The 20446-nt window shown below is 69.5% G+C and carries 17 protein-coding genes; 12 read left to right on the forward strand and 5 right to left on the reverse strand.

Annotated features, from left to right (window positions below; translation table 11 throughout):
- Positions 1–110: 110 nt before the first annotated feature.
- On the forward strand, positions 111–1091 hold the full coding sequence (locus ACFWGP_RS10155; protein ID WP_376930838.1) for a M20 family metallopeptidase: 981 nt from the start codon (positions 111–113) through the stop codon (positions 1089–1091).
- On the opposite strand, the gene ACFWGP_RS10160 is transcribed toward ACFWGP_RS10155, so the two are convergent.
- On the reverse strand, positions 1079–1714 hold the full coding sequence (locus ACFWGP_RS10160) for a TetR/AcrR family transcriptional regulator (RefSeq protein ID WP_275506181.1): 636 nt from the start codon (positions 1712–1714) through the stop codon (positions 1079–1081). The genes ACFWGP_RS10155 and ACFWGP_RS10160 overlap by 13 nt on opposite strands.
- Before the next feature lie 274 nt (positions 1715–1988).
- Between ACFWGP_RS10160 and ACFWGP_RS10165 the strand changes: the two genes are divergently transcribed.
- The 10 genes from ACFWGP_RS10165 (at position 1989) to ACFWGP_RS10210 (ending at position 13320) form a co-directional block, all read left to right on the forward strand.
- On the forward strand, positions 1989–3857 hold the full coding sequence (locus ACFWGP_RS10165) for a prolyl oligopeptidase family serine peptidase (protein WP_376930839.1): 1869 nt from the start codon (positions 1989–1991) through the stop codon (positions 3855–3857).
- 126 nt (positions 3858–3983) lie between these two features.
- Positions 3984–5684, forward strand: a complete 1701-nt coding sequence (locus tag ACFWGP_RS10170) for an ABC transporter substrate-binding protein (RefSeq protein ID WP_376930840.1) — start codon at positions 3984–3986, stop codon at positions 5682–5684.
- Positions 5685–5717: 33 nt separating this feature from the next.
- A complete protein-coding gene (locus ACFWGP_RS10175) occupies positions 5718–6686 on the forward strand; it encodes an ABC transporter permease (protein ID WP_275506184.1) in 969 nt (322 codons plus the stop codon).
- Positions 6683–7585 carry an ABC transporter permease gene (locus ACFWGP_RS10180; RefSeq protein WP_275506185.1) on the forward strand — a complete coding sequence of 301 codons (903 nt, stop codon included), beginning with the start codon at positions 6683–6685 and terminating at the stop codon, positions 7583–7585. The genes ACFWGP_RS10175 and ACFWGP_RS10180 overlap by 4 nt, the downstream gene beginning before the upstream one ends.
- Positions 7582–8580, forward strand: coding sequence for an ABC transporter ATP-binding protein (locus tag ACFWGP_RS10185; protein ID WP_275506186.1), 999 nt, complete (start codon positions 7582–7584; stop codon positions 8578–8580). The genes ACFWGP_RS10180 and ACFWGP_RS10185 overlap by 4 nt, the downstream gene beginning before the upstream one ends.
- Complete coding sequence (locus ACFWGP_RS10190; RefSeq protein WP_275506187.1) at positions 8577–9563, forward strand: ABC transporter ATP-binding protein; 987 nt, start codon at positions 8577–8579, stop codon at positions 9561–9563. Before ACFWGP_RS10185 ends, ACFWGP_RS10190 begins: the two co-directional genes overlap by 4 nt.
- 54 nt (positions 9564–9617) lie before the next feature.
- Complete coding sequence (locus ACFWGP_RS10195; protein ID WP_275506188.1) at positions 9618–10700, forward strand: tartrate dehydrogenase; 1083 nt, start codon at positions 9618–9620, stop codon at positions 10698–10700.
- 63 nt (positions 10701–10763) lie between these two features.
- A complete protein-coding gene (locus tag ACFWGP_RS10200; protein ID WP_376930841.1) occupies positions 10764–11909 on the forward strand; it encodes a glycerate kinase in 1146 nt (381 codons plus the stop codon).
- The gene (locus ACFWGP_RS10205; protein WP_376930842.1) at positions 11906–12535 is read left to right on the forward strand and encodes an HAD-IA family hydrolase; all 630 of its coding nucleotides are present in this window, start codon (positions 11906–11908) and stop codon (positions 12533–12535) included. Before ACFWGP_RS10200 ends, ACFWGP_RS10205 begins: the two co-directional genes overlap by 4 nt.
- 551 nt (positions 12536–13086) lie before the next feature.
- Entirely contained in the window at positions 13087–13320 is a 234-nt protein-coding gene (locus ACFWGP_RS10210; RefSeq protein WP_275506191.1) for a hypothetical protein, read from the forward strand.
- An 83-nt stretch (positions 13321–13403) separates the two neighbouring features.
- On the opposite strand, the gene ACFWGP_RS10215 is transcribed toward ACFWGP_RS10210, so the two are convergent.
- From ACFWGP_RS10215 to ACFWGP_RS10230, 4 genes are all read right to left on the reverse strand, one after another.
- Positions 13404–13835: a DUF1761 domain-containing protein gene (locus tag ACFWGP_RS10215; protein WP_231428745.1), complete on the reverse strand. Its 432-nt coding sequence runs from the start codon at positions 13833–13835 to the stop codon at positions 13404–13406.
- A gap of 193 nt (positions 13836–14028) precedes the next feature.
- Positions 14029–16896, reverse strand: coding sequence for a GH32 C-terminal domain-containing protein (locus ACFWGP_RS10220; RefSeq protein WP_376931048.1), 2868 nt, complete (start codon positions 16894–16896; stop codon positions 14029–14031).
- Positions 16897–17134: 238 nt separating this feature from the next.
- The gene (locus tag ACFWGP_RS10225; protein ID WP_231428744.1) at positions 17135–18115 is read right to left on the reverse strand and encodes a PfkB family carbohydrate kinase; all 981 of its coding nucleotides are present in this window, start codon (positions 18113–18115) and stop codon (positions 17135–17137) included.
- Positions 18112–19116 (reverse strand): LacI family DNA-binding transcriptional regulator, encoded by a 1005-nt coding sequence (locus tag ACFWGP_RS10230; RefSeq protein WP_376930843.1) that lies wholly within the window; start codon positions 19114–19116, stop codon positions 18112–18114. The genes ACFWGP_RS10225 and ACFWGP_RS10230 overlap by 4 nt, the downstream gene beginning before the upstream one ends.
- A 174-nt stretch (positions 19117–19290) precedes the next feature.
- Here ACFWGP_RS10230 and ACFWGP_RS10235 point away from each other — a divergent pair, with 174 nt between their 5' ends.
- Positions 19291–20385 carry a substrate-binding domain-containing protein gene (locus ACFWGP_RS10235; RefSeq protein ID WP_231428742.1) on the forward strand — a complete coding sequence of 365 codons (1095 nt, stop codon included), beginning with the start codon at positions 19291–19293 and terminating at the stop codon, positions 20383–20385.
- Positions 20386–20446 lie beyond the last annotated feature (61 nt).

A 20446-nucleotide genomic window follows, 5' to 3' on the forward strand; every position in this document is an offset into this window, starting at 1 on the left:
AGGAGCGTGCCCTCGACCGGCTCCGCTCGCTCGTCTCGATCGAGACCCCGACGGGAGACGCCGTCGCGATCGGCGCGGCCCACGCCCTCATCGACTCGTGGATCGCCCCCGTGGTCGGCGCTCCGGGAGAGGTGGTCGAGGTCGACGGCGTGCGCCATCTGTCGTGGCGCGGCGGGGAGTCGCCCTCCGTGCTGTTGCTGGGACACGTGGACACCGTCTGGCCGTGTGGCACCGCTGCGGAGCGGCCATTCGGCGTGGACGGCGATCGAATCACCGGACCCGGCGTCTTCGACATGAAGGCCGGCATCGTCGTGATGGCGGAGGCGCTCGGGCGCGTCGCGGATCCTCAGGACGTCGCGATCCTCCTGACGAGCGACGAGGAGACAGGATCGCTGACGTCGAGAGCGCTCATCGAACGCGAGGCGAAGCGGTGTGGCGCCGTTCTCGTGCTCGAGCCCAGCTTGGACGGCGCGGTGAAGACCGCGCGAAGGGGTGGCAGCATCTACCGCGTCGAGGTGCACGGCCGCGCGGCGCACGCCGGCCTCGAACCGGAACGTGGACGCAATGCCCTGACCGAGCTCGCGCATCAGGTGCTGGCGCTGCCGGTGCTCGCCGACGCGAGCCTCGGCACGACGATCAGCCCGACCGTTGCGCGGGCGGGCACCGTCACGAACGCCATTCCGGACCATGCGGAACTCCGCATCGACGTTCGCGCATGGTCGATCGCCGAGCTGGAGCGCGTCCACCAGGGGCTGCTCGCGCTTCCCGCCCACACGCCCGACGTGAGCGTCGTGCTGCACGGCGGCATCAACCGGCCGCCGATGGAACCGAACGCCTCCCGCACGCTGCTCGCCGTGGCGCGCGCGGTGGCCGCGAAGCTGGGGCAGTCCGAACTGTGCGACGTCGCTGTCGGCGGGGCATCCGATGGCAACTTCACGGCCGCGGCCGGCGCGTCCACCCTCGACGGGCTCGGGCCGAAGGGCGGGGGCGCTCACGCGATCGACGAGTGGGTCTCACTCGCCTCGATGCTCGAGCGGATCGCTCTGATCGCCGGGACGATCGACGCGATCGCGGCAGATCACGTCGCTTGAGCCCCGCCGTCGCCTGGTGCGCGACGGACGATGCTCTCGATCATGAGGTCGAGTGCGGTCTCCCACGCCCGCGGGTCGCGGATGCCGGGAAGGCTCTGCCCGGCCCAGACGATATTGGGGTGGTCCGATTCCTCGAGCCTCCGGTAATCCATCTCCCAGGTGACCTCGTCGGCCTCGCGGATCTCCGCCGGCTGCGCCTCGATCGCCGCCTGGATGCTCGTCGCCGAGCGCACCAGTTGGCCCAGGGCGCGAGCGTAGAGGGCGGACTCCTCCGGGCCGTACCCACCCCGCCGGAGCGCGCCGATCATGAATTCCATGGAGCCGAAGTCCGTCGGCCGCCGGGTTGCCATCTGCAGGGCGAACTCGGGATACCGCATGTAGTGGTCGTGGATCAGGTGCGCCTGCGCGCGAATGTCGGCGACCCAGTCGTCGGTGGCGACCATCGCCCCGGCGTACGAGCGGGCGCGCAGGGTGTCGATCAGGACCAGCATCAGCTCGTCCTTGTCCCGGAAGTGGCGGTAGATGGAGGTGGGGTGCGCGCTGAGCTTCTCGCCGATGGCCTGGAAGGTGAGCCGATCGAGTCCCTCGCGCAGCGCGATCTCCTCGGCCGCTGCGACGATCACGTCCCTGCTCAGGGAGTCACGGGCGCGTCGCTTCCGGCCCGTGCTCGCCGACGCCGCCTGCACTGGTTTCGCCGTTGACACGCGTGTCCTCCATCAGAACTGGTTGCGGGGAAGAGCCCGACTCCGCCCCGTGCGGATCCGCACCCACCGTACAACACGGGAGTCTTCCACGTAGTCAACGACATTGACGACGCAAAATGGTGCACCTGCTTGCAAGTCAACGGTATAGTCATTCATGCTGATTACGGATGCCGCCTTGCGAAGGAGCTTGTGGATGACCGAAGCGATCGATCGACTCGACCAGCGGATGCGTGCGCGATTCGCGGTGCAGCACACCCTTGCGATCCGCCCGGCCCAGTCCGACCCCGACCTCGCGCTCGTCGTCGAGGACCAGCGAACCGAGTCGTTCGCGAGGCTCTGGCGAGCGGGCGAGGCGCCCGGCGACGAGTTGCCCTTCCCGGTCGCGGTCGGCGCGATCATCGCGGGCGAAGGGAGCGGATGGATCGTCGACCTCGCCGACGGCGGAGGCACCGAAGTCGGCACGCTCGTCGCGACGAGCCTCGACGGCGAGCAACGAGTCGACCTCACCCCGGGTCGCGAGTCCTTCGTGCTCCGCGGCCTGGAGGCCAGCGCCGACGGCTCGCTCGTGCTCGCCTCGATCGTGGACGAAGCGGGCTACCACCTACTGGCGATCCCCGCCCGCCCCTGGGGGTACGCCTCCGTCGTGCATCGCACCTCGGCAGAGGCCTGGTACGGCCAGCCGTCGGCCGACGGCCGGCTCGCCTCGATGGACACCACCGATCACAACCCGGGCGTCCGCCGGGCCGCGGTCAGCGTCTTCGAGGTCGCGAGCGGCGCGCCGGTCGCGGTGCTGAACGACATGCCCGCCGGCCCGGTGCGGGCGGTGCGCTTCTCACCTGAGGTCGGCGACGAACGCCTCCTCGTCTCGACGGAGCAGACGGGCTACGCACGTCCGGCGATCTGGGACCCGGTGAGCGGCGCGCGCACCGACTACCCGGTGCCGGATCTCCGCGGCGAAGTCATCCCGCTCGACTGGCACCCGGCCACCGGGCGCATCCTCGCCGTCCATGTCGAGGACGGCATTCAGCGCCTCGTCGAGATCGACGAGCATTCGGGCGAGCACCGGGTGATCCGCACGGGCGGGAGCTTCGCCAACCCGGATGTCGCCGACGTGCACGCCTTTCAATGGGCGTCCTGGTACCGCGCCGGTGGGGAGCTGACGGCCCTCCGGTCCGCCTGGGATCTGCCCCTCCATGCTGAGCTCATCGATGCCAACGGCGACGTGACAGCGGGATTGCCGCCGGCGGCGACACCGGCCGGCGTGCCGTTCACCTCGCGGATGGTCGCGAGTGCCGACGGCACACCCGTGCAGGTCTGGCTCGGCCTCCCGCCGGAGCGCGAACCGCTCGGCACGGTCCTCGAGGTGCACGGCGGGCCGAACCTCGTCTTCCTGGACGAATACAGTCCGACGGCACAGGCCTGGATCGATGCCGGCTTCGCCTATGCGACCGTCAACTATCGCGGATCGGTGACATTCGGGCAGGCGTTCCGCGAGGGGTTCTGGGGATCGGGCGGCGACCGCGAGATCGAGGACATCGCCGCTGCGGTCGGCTGGCTGCGCGACCAGGGGCTCGGCCAACCGCACTCCACCTTCATCACCGGAGCGTCGTTCGGCGGGCATCTGACCCTCCTGAGTCTCGGCCGGCTTCCGGAGCTCTTCGCAGGCGGGTTCGCGCACGTCGCGGTCGCCGACTGGGAGGCGGCGATCGCGGCGATGAATCCTGCGGTCCGCGGCGTCTGGCAGACATGGGTGCCGCCGGAGGCGGTCGCACGTTACTCCGCGGTGAGCTACGTCGATCGGATCCGCGGATCCGCCTGGATCAACCAAGGCGCGCTCGACACCAGGACACCGATCGTCGGCGTGCAACGGTTCGTCGACGAGCTGGCCGAACGCGGCGGCGACGTCGTGCTGCGAATCTTCGACGGCGGCCACGAGCCGACCGGTCTCGATCTGCTCGAATCGGAGCAGCGGATCATGCTTGAGCTCGCCCTGCGTGCGCTCGAGGGGCGCCGCTGGAGCGACGGCAACAAGCGCGACATCGCCCCGTCGCCCCGTTCATAGCACTTAGTCACTTACGTTGACTATGGGCATTGCTAACCTTCCGCAATGCGCCTATAGTCAAACCACCCACCGGCCCTCGCCGGTGGTGGCACCGGACGTCTTCCCCCACGATCACGGAGTTCCCCAATGCAGAGGTCTCAGGTTTCACAGTCCCAGCGGCGTCGGCCGGTTCGCGCCGCCGCCGTGCTCATCGCGACGCTCGCCGTCGCTTCCGTCTCGGCCTGCTCAGCGACGAGCGCCGAGCCCACCGACACCCCTAACCTCACCGTCACGGACGGCGGCGAGCTCGTCATCGGTGCCGAGCAGGAGCCCGACTGCGCCGACTGGATCGCCACCTGCGCGGGCTCCATCTGGGGCAGCTACATCATGCAGGTCCCGACGATGCCCGTCGCATTCGAGACCCGCCTCGTCGACGACGTCTGGACCCCGGTCGCGTCCGACCTCATGAGCGAGGAGCCGGAAGCCGTCATGCAGGGCGACAAGCAGGTCATCACCTACCGCTTGAACCCCGAGGCGGTGTGGTCGGACGGCACGCCCATCACGTCGGCCGACTTCGCCTACACCGCCATGCAGATCCGCGACGGTGACGACATCTTCGACAAGAGCGGCTACACCGGCATCGAGTCGGTCGAGACGCCCGATCCGCAGACCGCGATCGTGACCCTCGGCAGCTCGTACGCCGGCTGGCGTTCGCTCTTCAGCGTCTACGGCGTCCTTCCCTCGCACCTCCTCGACGGGAAGGACCGCGCAGCGATCATGAAGGACGGGTACGACTTCAGCGGCGGACCCTGGAAGATCGAGTCCTGGGACCGCGGCACCTCCGTGACGCTCGTGCCGAACGAGGAGTACTGGGGCGAGCAGCCGCACCTCGACAAGGTCACCTTCATGTTCCTGCCCGACACCGCCGCCGCGTTCCAGGCGTTGAAGAGCGGCCAGGTCGATGCCCTGTACCCATCGGCGCAGCTCGACGCGCTGAAGCAGATCGAGGCCGGGCTGCCCGGCATCAGCTCATCGATCGACGCGCGCAGCGGCAACCTCGAGGCGCTCTGGTTCAACAACTCGGTCGCTCCGTTCGACTCGAAGGCGGTCCGCACAGCGATCGCGTACTCGCTCGACCGCGACGCGATCGTGAAGCGGCTGTTCGGTGAGCTCGGAATCGATTCGGCCCAGCAGAGCTTCATCACCCCCATCGTCGGCGCGTTCGGCGGTGACGACTTCGCCGAGTACACGAAGGATCTCGACCAGGTCGACGAGATCATGACCGACGACGGGTGGGAGAAGAACGCCGACGGCGTCTGGGCGAAGGACGGCGAGACCGCCTCGTTCACCCTCGAGACGCTCGCCGGCAACAAGCGGCGCGACCTCACCGTCCAGGTCATCCAGTCGCAGCTGCAGGAGGCCGGTTTCGAGATGGACATCAAGTCGGTCACCCCGGCCGACCTGTTCGGCACCATCGCACCGGAGGGCGACTTCCAGGCGGGCCTGTGGGCGATCGTGGACACCTTCCCGGAGCCCACGCTCAGCGCCTCGTTCACCTCGACGAACATCCCGAGCGAGGCGAACGGCTACTCCGGGATCAACTTCTTCCGCGCCGACATCCCCGAGCTCGACGGCCTGCTGGCGCAGGTCGACGACGAGCTCGACCAGGACGCACGCGTCGCGGCCTCGATCGAGGCCGACCGCCTGATCGCCGAGGAAGTGCCGTCGATCCCGATCGACACCGTGCCGAACGTGCTGCTCTGGAACCAGAAGGTCGGCGGTCCGCTGAGCATCAACCCGGTCGAGGGCCCGTTCTGGAACCTCGCGGCCTGGGGCCTCGCCGGCTGACGCCGGACCGGAACGGCTCAGGAGAGGACGACGTTGTTCACCTTCATCATCCGACGAGTGCTGTATTCGATCCCGGTGATCCTGGTGGCCTCTTTCGTGCTCTTCTGGGCCGTTCGCTCGACCTTCGATCCGCTCGCGAAGCTTCGGCAGGCGCAGGATCCCACCGCGGTCGCGCGCGAGATCGAGCGACTCGGGCTCGACCGCTCCATCCTCGAACAGTACTTCCTCTGGTTGCGGAGCTTCGTCACCGGTGACTGGGGTACGAGCTCGCGAACCGGTTCGCCAGTGCTCCAGCTCATCGGCGAGGCGCTCTGGCCGACCATCCAGCTCGCGTTCTGGGGACTGCTCGTCGCGGTCGTCGTCGCGGGCCTCGTCAGCGTCTACTCCGCCGTCCGGCGCTACTCGCTCGGTGACAACCTGCTGACCGGCACTGCGTACCTCGGTATCGCCATGCCCGCCTTCTGGTTCGGGCTCATCCTCATCCAGACCTTCGCGGTCTGGCCGAAGGAGCAGTTCGGCCTCGCCGAGCCCCCGCTGTACTTCATCGGACTGCACTCGCCGGGGCAAGAGGGCTTCAACCTCGACTACGTCAGGCACCTGGTGCTCCCCGTCGCGGCGCTCATGATCGCCCTGGTCGCGACCTGGAGCCGATTCGGCCGGGCAGCGATGCTCGATGCCATGTCGAGCGACTACGTGCGGACCGCACGCGCGAAGGGCGTGCCTCGACGACAGATCATCTGGCGGCACGCCGTTCGCAACTCGCTCGCCCCCTTCGTGACCGTCGTCGCGCTCGACGCGGCTGTGCTGATCGGCGGGCTCGTCGTGACCGAACAGATCTTCGCGATCCCGGGCATGGGGCGGCTCTTCCTCGACTCGCTCGTCGCCGGCGACGTCTTCGTGCTGCTGCCGTGGATGATCGTCGTCGCGATCGCCGTCGTGATCTGCAACCTGCTGGCCGACGTCGGCTACGCACTACTGGACCCGAGAGTGAGGCTGCGATGAGCGGGGCCGGATTGGCTGGGAACGAGGAACTCCTCGCCGAACAGGACGTGCAACAGGGGTCAGGTCGCCAGCTCCTGCAACGCTTCCTGAAGCATCGGCTCGCGCTCGGGAGCATGATTGTCCTGCTCGTGCTCATGATCGTGTGCTTCGGCGCCGACTGGATCGCCCCCTACCCTCAGGGCCAACAGGATCTGCTGCTCGGGCCGACAGCGCCGTCGGCCGAGCACCTGCTCGGCACCGACGAGCTCGGACGGGACTTCCTGAGCGAGATCCTCTACGCCGGACGCATCTCCCTCGCGATCGGCCTGTTCGTCGCCCTGCTGTCCACGCTCGTCGGCACGACGCTCGGCGCGGTCGCCGGCTATCTCGGCGGCTGGGTCGGTGAGCTCCTCATGCGCATCACCGACCTCTTCCTCATCGTCCCGGCGATCGCGCTGCTCGCGGTCATCGTGCAAGGTCTCGGTCCCTCGCCGGTCACGATCGTGTTCGCGCTCACCGCACTCGGCTGGACGTACATCGCGAGGGTGGTGCGGGCGCAGGTGCTCTCGCTCCGGGAGAAGGACTTCATCGAGGCCGCCCGCGGAATCGGGGCGTCGAACCTCCGGATCATCCTCGCTCACCTCCTTCCCAATCTCGCCGGCGTGGTCGCCGTCGGCATGAGCCTCGCCGTCGCATCCGCGATCATCGCCGAGTCGACCCTCAGCTTCCTCGGCTTCGGCGTGCAGTCGCCGCAGACGAGCTGGGGTTCCATGCTCAGCCAGGCCGCCGGGTACGTCGGCACGCCGCAGGTGTACCTCCTCTACTTCCCGGGGCTGTTCATCCTGGTCACCGTGCTCGCCGTCAACTTCATCGGCGACGGGCTGCGCGACGCCCTCGATCCGCAAGGGAAGCACCTGTGAGTACCGACATCCTGCTCGAGGTCGAGCACCTCTCCATCGGCTTCCCGACCGATTCCGGTCTCGCCCGCACGGTCGAGGACGTCTCCTTCGTGCTGCGCGAGGGGGAGACGCTGGGCATCGTGGGGGAGTCGGGCTCCGGGAAGTCGATGACCGCGATGGCGATCATGGGGATCCTGCCGAAGGCCGCCGTCGTGACCGGTTCGATCCGGTTCCGTGGTCGCGAGCTGGTCGGGCTCTCCGAGGACGAGCTTCGCGAGGTGCGAGGCCGGCAGATCGCGATCGTGTTCCAGGACGCGCTCACCGCCCTGAACCCGGTGATGACCGTCGGTGACCAGCTCATCGAGGCTGTCCGGGTGCATCGCCCCGACATGAGCGGGGAAGCGCGCCGTGCCCGCGCGATCGAGCTGCTGACCCTGGTCGGGATCCCCTCCCCGGACCAGCGGATGGCGCGCTACCCGCATGAGTTCTCGGGCGGCATGCGCCAACGAGTGATGATCGGCATGAGCATCGCGAACGAGCCCGATCTGCTGATCGCCGATGAGCCGACGACCGCCCTCGACGTCACCGTGCAGGCGCAGATCCTCGACGTCCTGCGCGAGGTGCAGGCCCGGACCGGCACGACCGTCATGCTCATCACCCACGACCTGGGCGTCGTCGCGGGCAGCGCCGACCGGGTCCTCGTGATGTACTCCGGTGGGGTCGTCGAGTCCGCCCCGGTCGAGCCGCTCTTCTACGAGACCGCGCACCCCTACACGGCCGGCCTCCTTGCTTCGTTGCCTCGCCTCGACCGGCGTTCCCGCGACGAGCGGCTGTTCCAGATCCCCGGGCAACCGCCCGTATCGACCGCCTGGCCGCCCGGCTGCCGATTCGCGCCCCGCTGCAGGTACGCGATCGCCGGCCGCTGCGACGTCGCGGTGCCACCGGCGGTCGAGGTCGGCGACGGGCATGTGGCGGCATGCGTGCGTGTCGGCGAATGGCAGGTGGAGGCACGATGACGGCGACACTCGAAGTCGGCGGGCTGGTCAAGGAGTACCGGGTCGGCGGCGGTGGGCTGTTCGGTCGCGGCGGCGAGATCGTCCAAGCGGTCTCCGACGTGAGCCTGGAGGTCGCTGCCGGCAGGACCTACGGACTCGTCGGCGAGTCCGGCTGCGGGAAGTCGACACTCGGCCGAACCGTCGCCCGCCTGCAGACCGCCACCGCCGGCACCATCGCCCTCGATGGCGAGGACATCACGTCGATCGGAGGCTCGGCGCTTCGCAGCCTGAGGCGACGCGTCCAGTTCGTCTTCCAAGACCCCTACGCGTCGCTGAACCCCCGAAAGACGGTGCGTGCGACGCTCAGCGAGCCGCTCGAGATCCACGGACTGCACCGGACCGACCGGGCGGCCCGGATCAACGAACTGCTCGAGCAGGTCGGGCTCGACCCTCGGCATGGCAGCCGATTCCCGCACGAGTTCTCGGGCGGTCAGCGTCAGCGCATCGGCATCGCCCGGGCCCTCGCCGTCGAGCCGTCGCTCATCGTCCTCGATGAGCCCGTGAGCGCGCTCGACGTCAGCGTCCAGGCCGGTGTGCTGAACCTGCTCGACGACCTCCAGCGAGACCTCGGCCTGGGCTACCTCTTCATCGCGCACGACCTCTCGGTGGTCAGGCACCTCAGCGACCGAGTCGGCGTGATGTACCTCGGCAAGCTCGTCGAGGAAGCCCCGGTGGATCAGTTGTTCGATCACGCGAAGCATCCGTACACCCAAGCGCTGCTGTCCGCGATCCCGGTCCCCGACCCCAGGGTCGAGCGCGGTCGGCAGCGGATCGTTCTCGGCGGCGACGTACCGAGCCCAGTCGACCCGCCGTCCGGATGCCGCTTCCGCACCCGGTGCTGGAAGGCGACCGAGCTCTGCGCGGCCGTCGAGCCGCCGCTCGCCGGGCTCGGCGACGGACAACGCGTCGCCTGCCACTACCCGGAGGAGCGGGCCGCCGTCTAGGTCCGCGCCCGTCCACCGAGCCGCTCCGCACACCGACGAAGACAGGAACTCTCCATGACTGAACGCGCCCACCGCATCGCCGTGATCCCCGGCGACGGCATCGGCACCGAGGTGGTCCCCGAAGGGATCCGCGCCCTCGACGCCGCCGCGAAGCGCTTCGGCATCCCGCTGGAATACGAATGGTTCGACTTCGCCTCTGCACCGTACTGGCAGCAGCACGGGCAGATGCTGCCGGACGACTGGTTCGAGACGTTGCGCGGATTCGACGCCATCTTCTTCGGTGCCGTCGGCTGGCCCGACGTCGTCCCGGACCACGTCTCGCTGTGGGGAAGCCTCATCCAGTTCCGCCGCACCTTCGACCAGTACATCAGCCTGCGGCCCTGCCGGCTGATGCCCGGCATCGAGTCGCCCCTCGTCGGTCGCGGGCCGGGCGACATCGACTTCGTCGTCGTCCGCGAGAACACTGAGGGGGAGTACTCCGCGATCGGTGGCCGAATCTTCGACGGAACCGACCGTGAGGTCGTGATGCAGCAGACCGTCATGACTCGCACCGGCGTCGACCGGGTGCTGCGCTACGCATACGACCTCGCTGACCGTCGACCGAAGAAGCACATCACCTCCGCCACCAAGAGCAACGGGATCACGATCTCGATGCCTTACTGGGACGAACGATTCGCAGCCGTCGGCGAGGAGCACCCCGACATCGACCGTGATCAGTACCACATCGACATCCTCGCGGCGAACTTCGTCCTTCATCCCGACTGGTTCGACGTCGTCGTGGCGAGCAACCTCTTCGGCGACATCCTGTCCGACCTCGGACCGGCCTGCACCGGAACGATCGGCATCGCACCGAGCGCAAACATCAACCCCGAGCGCACCTTCCCGAGCCTCTTCGAGCCGGTCCACGGGTCAGCACCCGACATCGCCGGCCGTGGCATCGCGAACCCCATCGGCCAGATCTGGGCAGGCGCCATGATGCTCGACCACCTCGGCCACCCCGAAGCAGGCGACGCTATCGTCGCGGCGATCGAAGCCGTGCTCGAGATCTCCGACGACTCGATGCTCACCCCGGATCTCGGAGGTCGGGGCACGACGGTTCGACTCGGCAGCGAGATCGCCGAGGCGATCGAGGGGTAGGTTCCACGTGTTCTCCCTTCCCCGTCAGTACTCCCTACCGGTGCGGCCGGTCGGGCACGCCTGATGAAGGTGGTGGTAGCGCCCGACTCGTTCAAGGGAACTGTCGGTGCGGACGAAGCCGCGAAGCTGATCGCGGCCGGCTGGAAGACCCGACGCCCGGAAGACGAGCTCGTGCTCAAACCCATGGCGGATGGCGGTGAGGGGACTCTCGCAGCGCTCGCCACCGCCATTCCGGGCGCCTCGTGGGAGCACGCCCGAGTTTTCGGCCCAGACGGCAGGGCGATGAACGCGCCGTGGCTCATGCTCCCCGACGGGACCGCGGCTGTGGAGCTCGCGAGTGCTTCCGGCATCACTCTGATGGACGCGCTTTCGCCGCTCGATGCCCATACGTTCGGACTCGGTCAGGTCATTTCGACGGCGCTTGATGCGGGGGTCACCCGGGTCCTCGTCGCCCTCGGCTCGAGCGCATCCACGGATGGCGGGTCCGGCATGCTTTCGGCCCTCGGCGGACGATTCACCACTGCCGACGGCCAGCCGATCAGTCTCGGCGGTCGGGGGCTCATGAGGCTCCGAACCACCGATCTCGCAGGCCTTGCCCGTGTCCCGAGCAGGGGCGTGATCGGGCTGTCGGACGTCACCAATCCGCTGCTCGGACCGCACGGAGCGGCCGCCGTCTTCGGCCCGCAGAAGGGTGCCGATGCGGACGAAGTCGACGTCCTCGAACGAGCGTTGGACCACTATGTCTCCGTTCTGGGTGAAGCGGGCGTCCGTGTCGCGCACGACTCCGCTGGTGCTGGGGCCGCCGGCGGTACCGGCTACGGGCTCATGGTCTGGGGCGCCAGCCTGGAATTGGGAGCATCGGTGGTCGCCGACGCGATCGGCCTCGCCGAAGCCGTCACCGACGCTGACTTCGTCATCACCGGAGAGGGCCAGTTCGATGGGCAGTCATTGGCAGGGAAGGTGCCCTCCGAAGTGCTCGGCATCGCGCGCCGTGCTCACGTTCCCACGGCACTCGTCGCCGGGAGGATCGTCGCCGCGACGGACGGGTTCGCCTTGGCCATCTCGTTGACGGAATCCGCAGGGTCGACCCGAGCGGCGATCTCCGACCCTCGCCGATGGCTGATCGACAGCGGGTCCCGCCTCGCAGCCAAGCTCGCCGTGGCGATTGCTCCCGCGGCTCCGCCCGATCGAACGGACATCCACTCATGAAACCTCGGTACGACGCCGTACTCTTCGATCTCCTGACCGCGCTCCTCGACTCGTGGTCGCTGTGGAACGCTGCGGCGGGCAGCGCGGAGCTCGGCGCGCGATGGCGCCAACGCTATCTGGAACTCACCTACGGGGCAGGCGAGTACCGCCCGTACGAGGCCGTCGTCGCTGAAGCGGCGCAGCAGGAAGGCGTCGGGCAGGCTGCGGTTCAGATGCTCGTCAACACCTGGGATGAACTCCAGCCATGGCCTGATGCACCAGAGACCCTCGGCCGGCTCGGTCAACACGTCCGGCTGGGCGCGGTCACCAACTGTTCGGAAGACCTCGGGCACCGCGCGGCTCGTCTCCTCAGGACTCCGCTCCAGGTCGTCGTGACGTCGGAACGGGCCGGCGCCTACAAGCCACGGCCGGAGCCCTACCGGCTCGCCCTGGACGAGCTTGGCACCGACCCGGCGCGAACGCTGTTCGTCGCGGGTTCGAAATTCGACATTGCGGGTGCCGCCGGCGTGGGGATGCCGGTCTGGTGGCACAACCGGATCGGCATGGATCGCGGTGACCTCCCGGCCCCGATATCCGAGCAGAGAACGCTTGCGCCGCTGGCCAACGAGGTGCTTGGCGTCGCATAGGCGCGCCACGATGCGGTGACGGCTGTCGGGCGATCGAGTCGGGGAGGTCTCGGGGCGCCTGAGCAGCCTCGTCTCACTTCACGGGGATCGCTCAGCCCATGCGGACGGCCCAGCCCCGGCGCGTGCCGCGGGCGGGGCCGGAAGCCGCATGCGGCACCGGGGCCACGCACGAGGTCAGGTATTCGTCGACGCCGATTCCATGTGAGGCGCGCTTGGGCGGGCGCACATGTCGACGATCTGATGCGCGCACGCATACTCAACGGATATTGGTCCGAGGAGACCCCAAACGTTCCCAGCTCGTCCGTGTAGCATCGCACTCACAGCATCCGTTCTCTCAAGGAATCCCGGGTCAGCCCGAGAAAATCCGAGACTTCCGGATCGCGATGACTATCTCGAGAACGACCCCGTCGCCTCCGTGGTGTCGCGGGTTCGAGTCCCGCCCTCGCTACCATCGGCCCGGTCTTCTTCGGAAGTGCCGGGCCTTTCGCATCTCCGCTGCGCCTCACCGCCACGTGCGTCGGCAGCGCGCCGCTCACAGCTAGGCTGACGTGGTGCAACTCGGCCTGGTCTTCGCGCTCGCATGGGCGGTGCTCGCCCTCGTCGCCGGCATCGCGCTCGTCACCCGGCGGAGGTGGCTCGCCGAGACGATCGCGGCGGAGCGCCGGTCGCGCCCGGGGCGCGCGGCGGCGCGCGCCCCGAGCCGGGCCCTGTTCGTGGTCATCGGCCTGCTCTTCATCGTGATGGGGCTCTTCATCATCGGCTGGTGGGTCGCGACCTCGCTGTGACCCGAGTGCCGTGAAGGCCCGGCGTACGTCGCAGGGCCCTCGCGCATCCCGGCCCCTATGCAGGGGAGAGAACGTGCCCGGGACTAGACCGTGCCCGCGGGCGGCCAGACGCCGATGATGATCGCCATCACGACGACGGTGACGAGTTCGTGCGCGATGTTCATCGTGGTGAGCGCGGCGGGGCGCCCCTCGAAGGCGTCGTGCGTGATGAAGCGAGCGGCCGTGAAGCCGGCCCAGAGCGCGATCGCCGTCACGACGGCCGACAGCAGGAATCCGCCGCCGTAGAAGTGCCAGGCGATCGCCGTGCTGCCCGCGAGCACCCAGGCCGTGATGAAGCTCACGAGCACGGTGACGACGATCGGCCCGACGGCGCTCGCCCCCGGTCGGTCGATGTCGACGTCGGCGAGCTTCGCCCACTTCATGCCGAAGACCTTCGGGGCGTACCAGATCGAACCGATGACCATGCTCGAGAGGGTGGCGAGCAGGACGGTCCAGTAGTTGATCTCGGGAACCATGAGAACACCCTTCCGTGGGCGAGAGGCGGCGAGGACCGCCTCGCTGTGGCACGGCATGCGGGCTCGCATCCGTTATGCCGCATTCTGCTCCTGCCGGAAGTCGACGGGCGGTATTTCCGCATCTCCGTCGCGGCATCACGCCGACGGACGAGGGTGGGGCGCCCGGTCAGCACGACGGGCGCCCCACCCGGTCTCATCCGGCGACGTGCACCGTGACCTCGCCGCCGGCGGTCACGCCGGCCGAGTTCTCGAGCTCGACCGTGTAGCGGTGCTCGCCCGGCGAGGCATCCTCGATCTCGAACGCGACGACGCGCTCGGCATCGGCGCCGCGGTAGGCCCGGTCGATCACGCGGCCGCTCTCGAGCAGCCGCACGACCGTGGTCGGCCGGCCCTTGCCGGTCTTCACCTTGATCTCGTAGTCGCCGTCGGCGTCGGGTCCCTTGCGCGGGCCGGTGAGCGCCGTCACCTCCGCGCTCGGGGGCGCGGAAGTCGCGCCGTCGGCCCCGGCCTCCTTCCACATCGCGCCGTTGAGCGGCGTCACCGTGAGCGATTCGAGCGCGGCGTCGCCGCCGTCGGCGAAGAGCCCGATGCGGTCGGCGCCGGCGTTCGGGAACACCTGGTCGGTGATGGTCGTGCGCCCGTCGGCCGTGAACACCTCGACCGAGGCGCGGTCGACCCAGACGGTGAGCGCGATGCGCCCGTCGGCGAGCGGCGCGGCGACGTCGTCGACCGACGCGAAGGCGGGGTGGAAGTCGGTGACGCCCGAGTCGCGGCGGTCGACGAAGAGCCGACCCGACCGAGCGTCGTAGCCGATTCGCGTCGCCGACTCGTCGTCGCCGAGCACGGTCAGCCCAGCGGCATCCGCCGAACCGGGGTCGATGACCGCGTCGATGCGCACCCGGTCGCCCGAGATCGGCAGGGTCTCGGTTCCCGAGGCGATCGCCCGGCCGCCGGCGGCTGCCGCCGGATCGATGAAGGCGCGGTCGGGCTGCTCGAGCTCGGCGAACTCGGGCACGACCTGCTGCGTCAGGCGCGGTCCTTTCGGCGTGCTGACGAGCGCGACCTCGCGCGGCAGCGTCATGGCGCTGCGCCACGAGCCCGTCGGGATGTCCTGCGCGTAGTCCCAGTCGTTCATCCAGCCGAGCATGACGCGGCGGCCGTCGGGCGCGTTGTTGAACGACACCGTGGCGTAGTAGTCGCGCCCCCAGTCGAGCCAGTCGTAGCCCTCGATGCGCGGCGTCGCCGCGGCATCGGCGAACATCACCTGGTCGACGAGCACGTGACCCCAGCCCGACCGGTTGTTGTCGACGATCCGAATGGATGCCTCGCGGCCGGCGAACTCCGACACGTCCCAGCTGCGCCAGTCGAGGCCCTCGCTGTTCGTGCCGGTCGACGAGCGCACGACTTCGCCGTCGACGATCAGGTTGACGGTGGTCTCATCCGAGCGCACGACCGCCGGTTCGGCACCCAGCACGAAGTGGTCGGCGGTCAGGTGGCCCCAGCCGCCGGTGGCGGCGTCGTGCACGCGCAGCCTGGCCTCGCGGCCGGCGTACTCCGAGACATCCCAGCTCCGCCAGTTCAGGGCGCCCGCCTCGGGACCGGTTGCGGACCGCACGACCTCGCCGTCGACGAGGAGCTGCACGTCGAGCGAGCCGTCGGTGCGCTTGCCGCCGCCGACGAGGAAGCTCAGATGGTCTTCTCCGGGCTCGATCGTGAAGGCCGGCGAGGTGAGGTCGCCGGTGTTGTCGTCGCCCTTCGGGCCGCCCTCCCAGGTGTTGATGCGCTTCTGGCCGAGGGAGTACTCACCGCCCGCGGTCGAGGGGTTGCGTGCCGGATCGGTCGCGAAGTCGCCCGTCACGGTCCAGCCGCTGTCGGCGAGGGTCGTGCCGTCGGGCAGCTCGAAGTCGAAGAGGGTACGACCCGCCGGCGGTTCGTTGCCGAGCTGTGCGCCCTCGACGTGGGGGTGGTTGCCGCCGCCGACGAGCAGGTTGACGACGTCGTGCTCGACGGTGAAGGTCGGCGAGTCGATGGTGCCGACCGGCCAGTCGCCGTCGTTGAAGCCGTTGACGAGGCCGGCGCCGATGAAGCCCGACACCGGGTTCTGGCCGGGCAGGCTGCCGGCCGCGGGTGCGTCGCCCCACGGGCCGTTCTTCCAGTTGCCCGGCTCGTTCCTCACCGTCCAGCCGTCGTACGTGCCGTCGTCGAAACCCGCGAAGACGGTGCCGTCGGGCAACTGGTCGGCGCTCACGGTGCTCTCCGACGTGAACGTCGTGCCGTCGAAGTCGCCGACGAAGTACTGGCCGCCCGAGCCGCCGTTCGGCGCGCCGGGGTTGAGGTTCACGACGAGCACCCACTTGGTGTTCGCCGGGTCGCCGTCGACCGCGAGCGGGAACAGGTCGGGGCACTCCCAGATGCCGCCGGTCGCGTTCGCCGGGCCGAAGGTGCTGAGCTCGGTCCACGACTTCAGGTCGTCGCTGCGCGAGAGGATCACCTGGTAGCTCGTCGCCTCGACCGCGGCCATCACCCAGTACGACTCGCCGGTCCCGGGGTTCGTGTAGCGGAACACCTTCGGGTCGCGGAAGTTCGCCGAGTCGCGGTCGTAGACCGGGTTGCCCTCGTACTTCGTCCACGTCTGCCCGTGGTCGAGCGAGTAGGCGAGCGACTGCGCCTGCTTGCCCGCGTGCGTCGGGTGGGCGCCGGTGTAGGCGCTCGTGTAGATCGCGACGAGGGCCGGGTCGTCGGCGGTGCCGAAGCCCGTCGTGTTGCCCTCGTCGACGACGACCGACCCCGAGAAGATGTCCTCGATCGCGGTGCCCGACTCGTCGAAGGTCTGGGGGATCGCGAGCGGCTGCTCCTCCCAGTGCACGAGGTCGGTGCTCGTGGCGTGGCCCCAGCTCATGTTGCCCCAGCGGGTGCCGTTCGGGTTGTGCTGGAAGAACAGGTGCCAGGTGCCGTTCTCGTACACCATGCCGTTGGGGTCGTTCATCCAGTTGCGTTCGGGCGAGAAGTGCAGGTACGGCCGGTACTGCTCGCTCGCCGGGTCGGGTGGGTCATCGGCCATCGCCGGTGCCGCTGCGGCGAGCGTGCAGCCCGCCGCGGTCACGGCCGCGACTGCGGCCAAACGGAGTCTTGATACCGTCGTCATCGATCGATTCGCCCTTCATTGCGCGGAAGTCGTCACCCGAGGTGACATCGTTATCAGGTTCGACGCCGGCGATGCTACGCAGTGTCCGCCGGACAATGCAAGGGCCGTTTCGCCGGGTGTCACGCGGGCAGGACGCCGAGCGCGGCGGTGCGCGTCAGCTGCCGAGCGCGTCGGCCGGCCCGACCAGGTGCGGCACCCGCAGCAGGGCGCCCTCATGGCGCACGGTCGCGGCCGCGATCGTCATCGCGGCGTCGAGGGCGACCGACCAGGATGCCTCGTCGACGGGCATCCCGCCATGGCCGATGTGGTGCGCGACGGCCGACAGGGTCGCGTCGCCCGCCCCCATCGTGTCGATCACCGGGCCCGGCAGCGAGGCGATGCCGGCGTGCACGTGCACGCCTCCGTGATGCACCGACGCGCCCTCGCGCCCGGCGGTGGCCAGCACGGCGAGGGGGCGGGTGCGCGAGGCATCCGGGGCGTCGACGGACGCGGCACCGCGCAGGCGCGCGACGAACGCGTCGAGCCCGTCGCCGAGCAGCAGTGCGGCGTCTTCGTCGCCGACCTTCACGAGCAGGGCACGTGCGGCGACGCGCTCGAACCCGGCGAGGAACGCGGCGCGGTCGCGCAGCATGCCCTCGCGCGGGTTGCCGTCGACGACGAGCCGGCGCTCGGGCTCATCGATCGCTTCGACGAGGGCGTCGAGCTGCCGCGCGTCGTCGAAGGGGAAGCAGCTCACGACGACGAGGTCGGCCCCGGCGATCGCCGAACGCGCCCGGTCGTCGAAGTCGAGTCGTCGTCGCCGCGCGGCCTCGTTGAACTCGTAGCGCGGCTCGCCGTCACGGCGGTCGGAGATCGCGCGCGACGTGCCGAGAGGCGACGGGGTCGCGACGAGCCGCACGCCGTAATCGGCGAGGTACGCGCGGATGCGCCGCCCCGGCTCGTCGTCGCCGACCATCGCGACGAGCGTGACGTCGTCGCCGAGGAGCGACAGGCCCACCGCGACGTTCAGTGCGGCGCCGCCGACGAACTCCCGCGCGCCGAGCAGGTCGCGCAGCTCGTCGATGAGCGCGTCGCCGATGACGGTCACCCGCGTGGCGCGAGGCCGCGCACCGCCCGGCGTCGTCGCGCCCGTCACCGCTCGGCCTTCGGAGGCAGCTCGCCCGATCCGCGCACGATGAGCGTCGTGGGCACGACCGTGCGGAGCGCGGGCGCCTCGTCGCCGTCGAGGCGTGCGAAGACGCGCTCGGCGGCGAGGCGGCCGATCTCCTGCGGATGCTGCGCCACGACGGTGATGCCGGGATCGAGCAGGTCGCCGAGCGGTACGTCGTCGAATCCGACGAGCGCGGTGTCGTGGTGTCGACCGAGTTCGCGCAGTGCCCGGATCACGCCGATCGTCACGAGGTTCTGCGAGCTGAAGATCGCGGTCGGCGGCTGGTCGCCCGCGAACAGGGCGAGGGTGGCCTCGCGGGCGGTCACCTCGTCGTGCAGGCCTTCGACGACGGGGATGTCGCGTGTCGCGACGCCGGCCCGGCCGAGCTCCTCGAGGAATCCGCGGCGGCGCTCTCGCGCGGTCTGGATTCCGGCCCGGTCGCCGAGGTAGGCGAGGCGGCGATGGCCGTGCTCGAGCAGGTGGCGGGTGGCGAGCGCCGCACCGTCGGCGTTGTCGCTGACGACGGAGTCGGAGGTGAGGCCTGCGGGCTCGCGGTCGACGAAGACGACGGGAGTGCCGCGGCGCAGCTCGGGCGCGAGGTACGCCTGGCTCTCGGAGACCGTCGTGAGGATGAGGCCGTCGACCCGGCGACGGAGGAACGCCGCGACCGCCTCCTGCTCGCGGGCGGGGTCGTCGTCGAGGCTCGAGGCGAAGACGGCCACGCCCCGGTCGGCCGCCGCGTCTTCGACGGCGCGATGCACGGCGCCGGCGAAGGGGTTGTCGACGCTGCCGACGAGGAGCCCGAGGGTGCGGGTGCGGCCATCGGCGCGACGGAGGTTGCCGGCGTGCAGGTCGGGCTGGTAGTCGAGCTTGCGGGCGGCGGCGTTGACCTTCTCGATCGTTGCGGCCGAGACGTTGGGCTCGCCGTTGATGACGCGCGAGACGGTCTTCACGCCGACGCCCGCGAGCGCGGCGACGTGTCGCATGGTGGGTCGCGATCGGGTGCCGCCCGCTGCGGGCTCCGACTCTGACAACGGTGTCACGTTTCGGTCTCCAATGTGCTCGTTGGACTTGACTATACACATGGTGATCGGCTAGACCTACCTTTGACATCGTTGTCAGGAGGACAACGGGTCCCCCACACCAGAGGAGATTCATCGATGAATCACGCAGCAACCGGCGGGCTCCGCCGTCGACTGATCGCCGGCGTCTCGATCACCGCCGCAGCCGCCTTGGCCCTCACGGGCTGCGCGTCGGGCAACGGCTCGAGCGCGTCGGGCAGCGACGAGGAGATCGGCGTCTCGCTCATCGTGAAGACGACGACCAACCCGTTCTTCGTCGCGATGCAGGACGGCGCGAAGACCGCCGCCGACAAGCTCGGCGTCGACCTCACGCTCGCCGCGGGCAAGGAGGACGGCGACGAGGACACCCAGATCCAGGCGATCGAGAACGCCATCTCGAAGGGCGACGCCGGCATCCTGATCACCCCGAACGGCCCCGGCGTCGAGGACGCGCTCGTGAAGGCCCGCGACGCCGGCCTCTACGTCATCGCCCTCGACACCCCGCCCGCCGACCCCGAGGCCGCCGACATCACCTTCGCGACCGACAACTTCCTCGCCGGCCAGGAGATCGGCGAGTGGACCGCCGCGAAGCTCGACGGCGAGAAGGCGACGATCGCCATGATCGACCTCTTCGACGACAAGGTCGTGTCGGTCGACTGGGCTCGCGACCAGGGCTTCCTCGACGGCATGGGCATCGACCTCGCCGACGACCAGACGAACGGCGATGAGGAGAAGACCGGCGACTACTCGGGCGGCGAGTACGAGATCGTCGGCAACGAGGCATCCCAGGGTGCCGAAGACGGCGGCCGCACCGCCGCCGAGACGCTGCTGTCGAAGAACCCCGACATCAACGTCGTCTACACGATCAACGAGCCCGCGGCGTACGGCGCGTACCAGGCGTTCAAGGCGGCCGGTGCGACCGACGACCTCATCGTCGTCTCGGTCGACGGCGGCTGCGCGGGCGTGGAGAACGTCGCCGACGGCGTGATCGGCGCGACGAGCCAGCAGTACCCGGTGAAGATGGCCGACCTCGGCGTGCAGGCGATCTTCGACCTCGTGAAGACCGGCGAGAAGCCCGAGACCAGCGACGGCCTCGACTTCTTCAACACCGGCGTGGCCCTCGTCACCGACGACCCCCAGGACGGCGTCGAGTCGATCGACACCGCCGAAGCCGGCGAGATCTGCTGGGGCTGATCGCACCAGCCGCCTGAACCCGGTGCGGGTCGGGTGACGGATGCTGCGGCATCCCGCCCCT

This window comes from Agromyces sp. NPDC127015, assembly GCF_042725165.1.
Taxonomy (GTDB): Bacteria; Actinomycetota; Actinomycetes; order Actinomycetales; family Microbacteriaceae; genus Agromyces; species Agromyces chromiiresistens.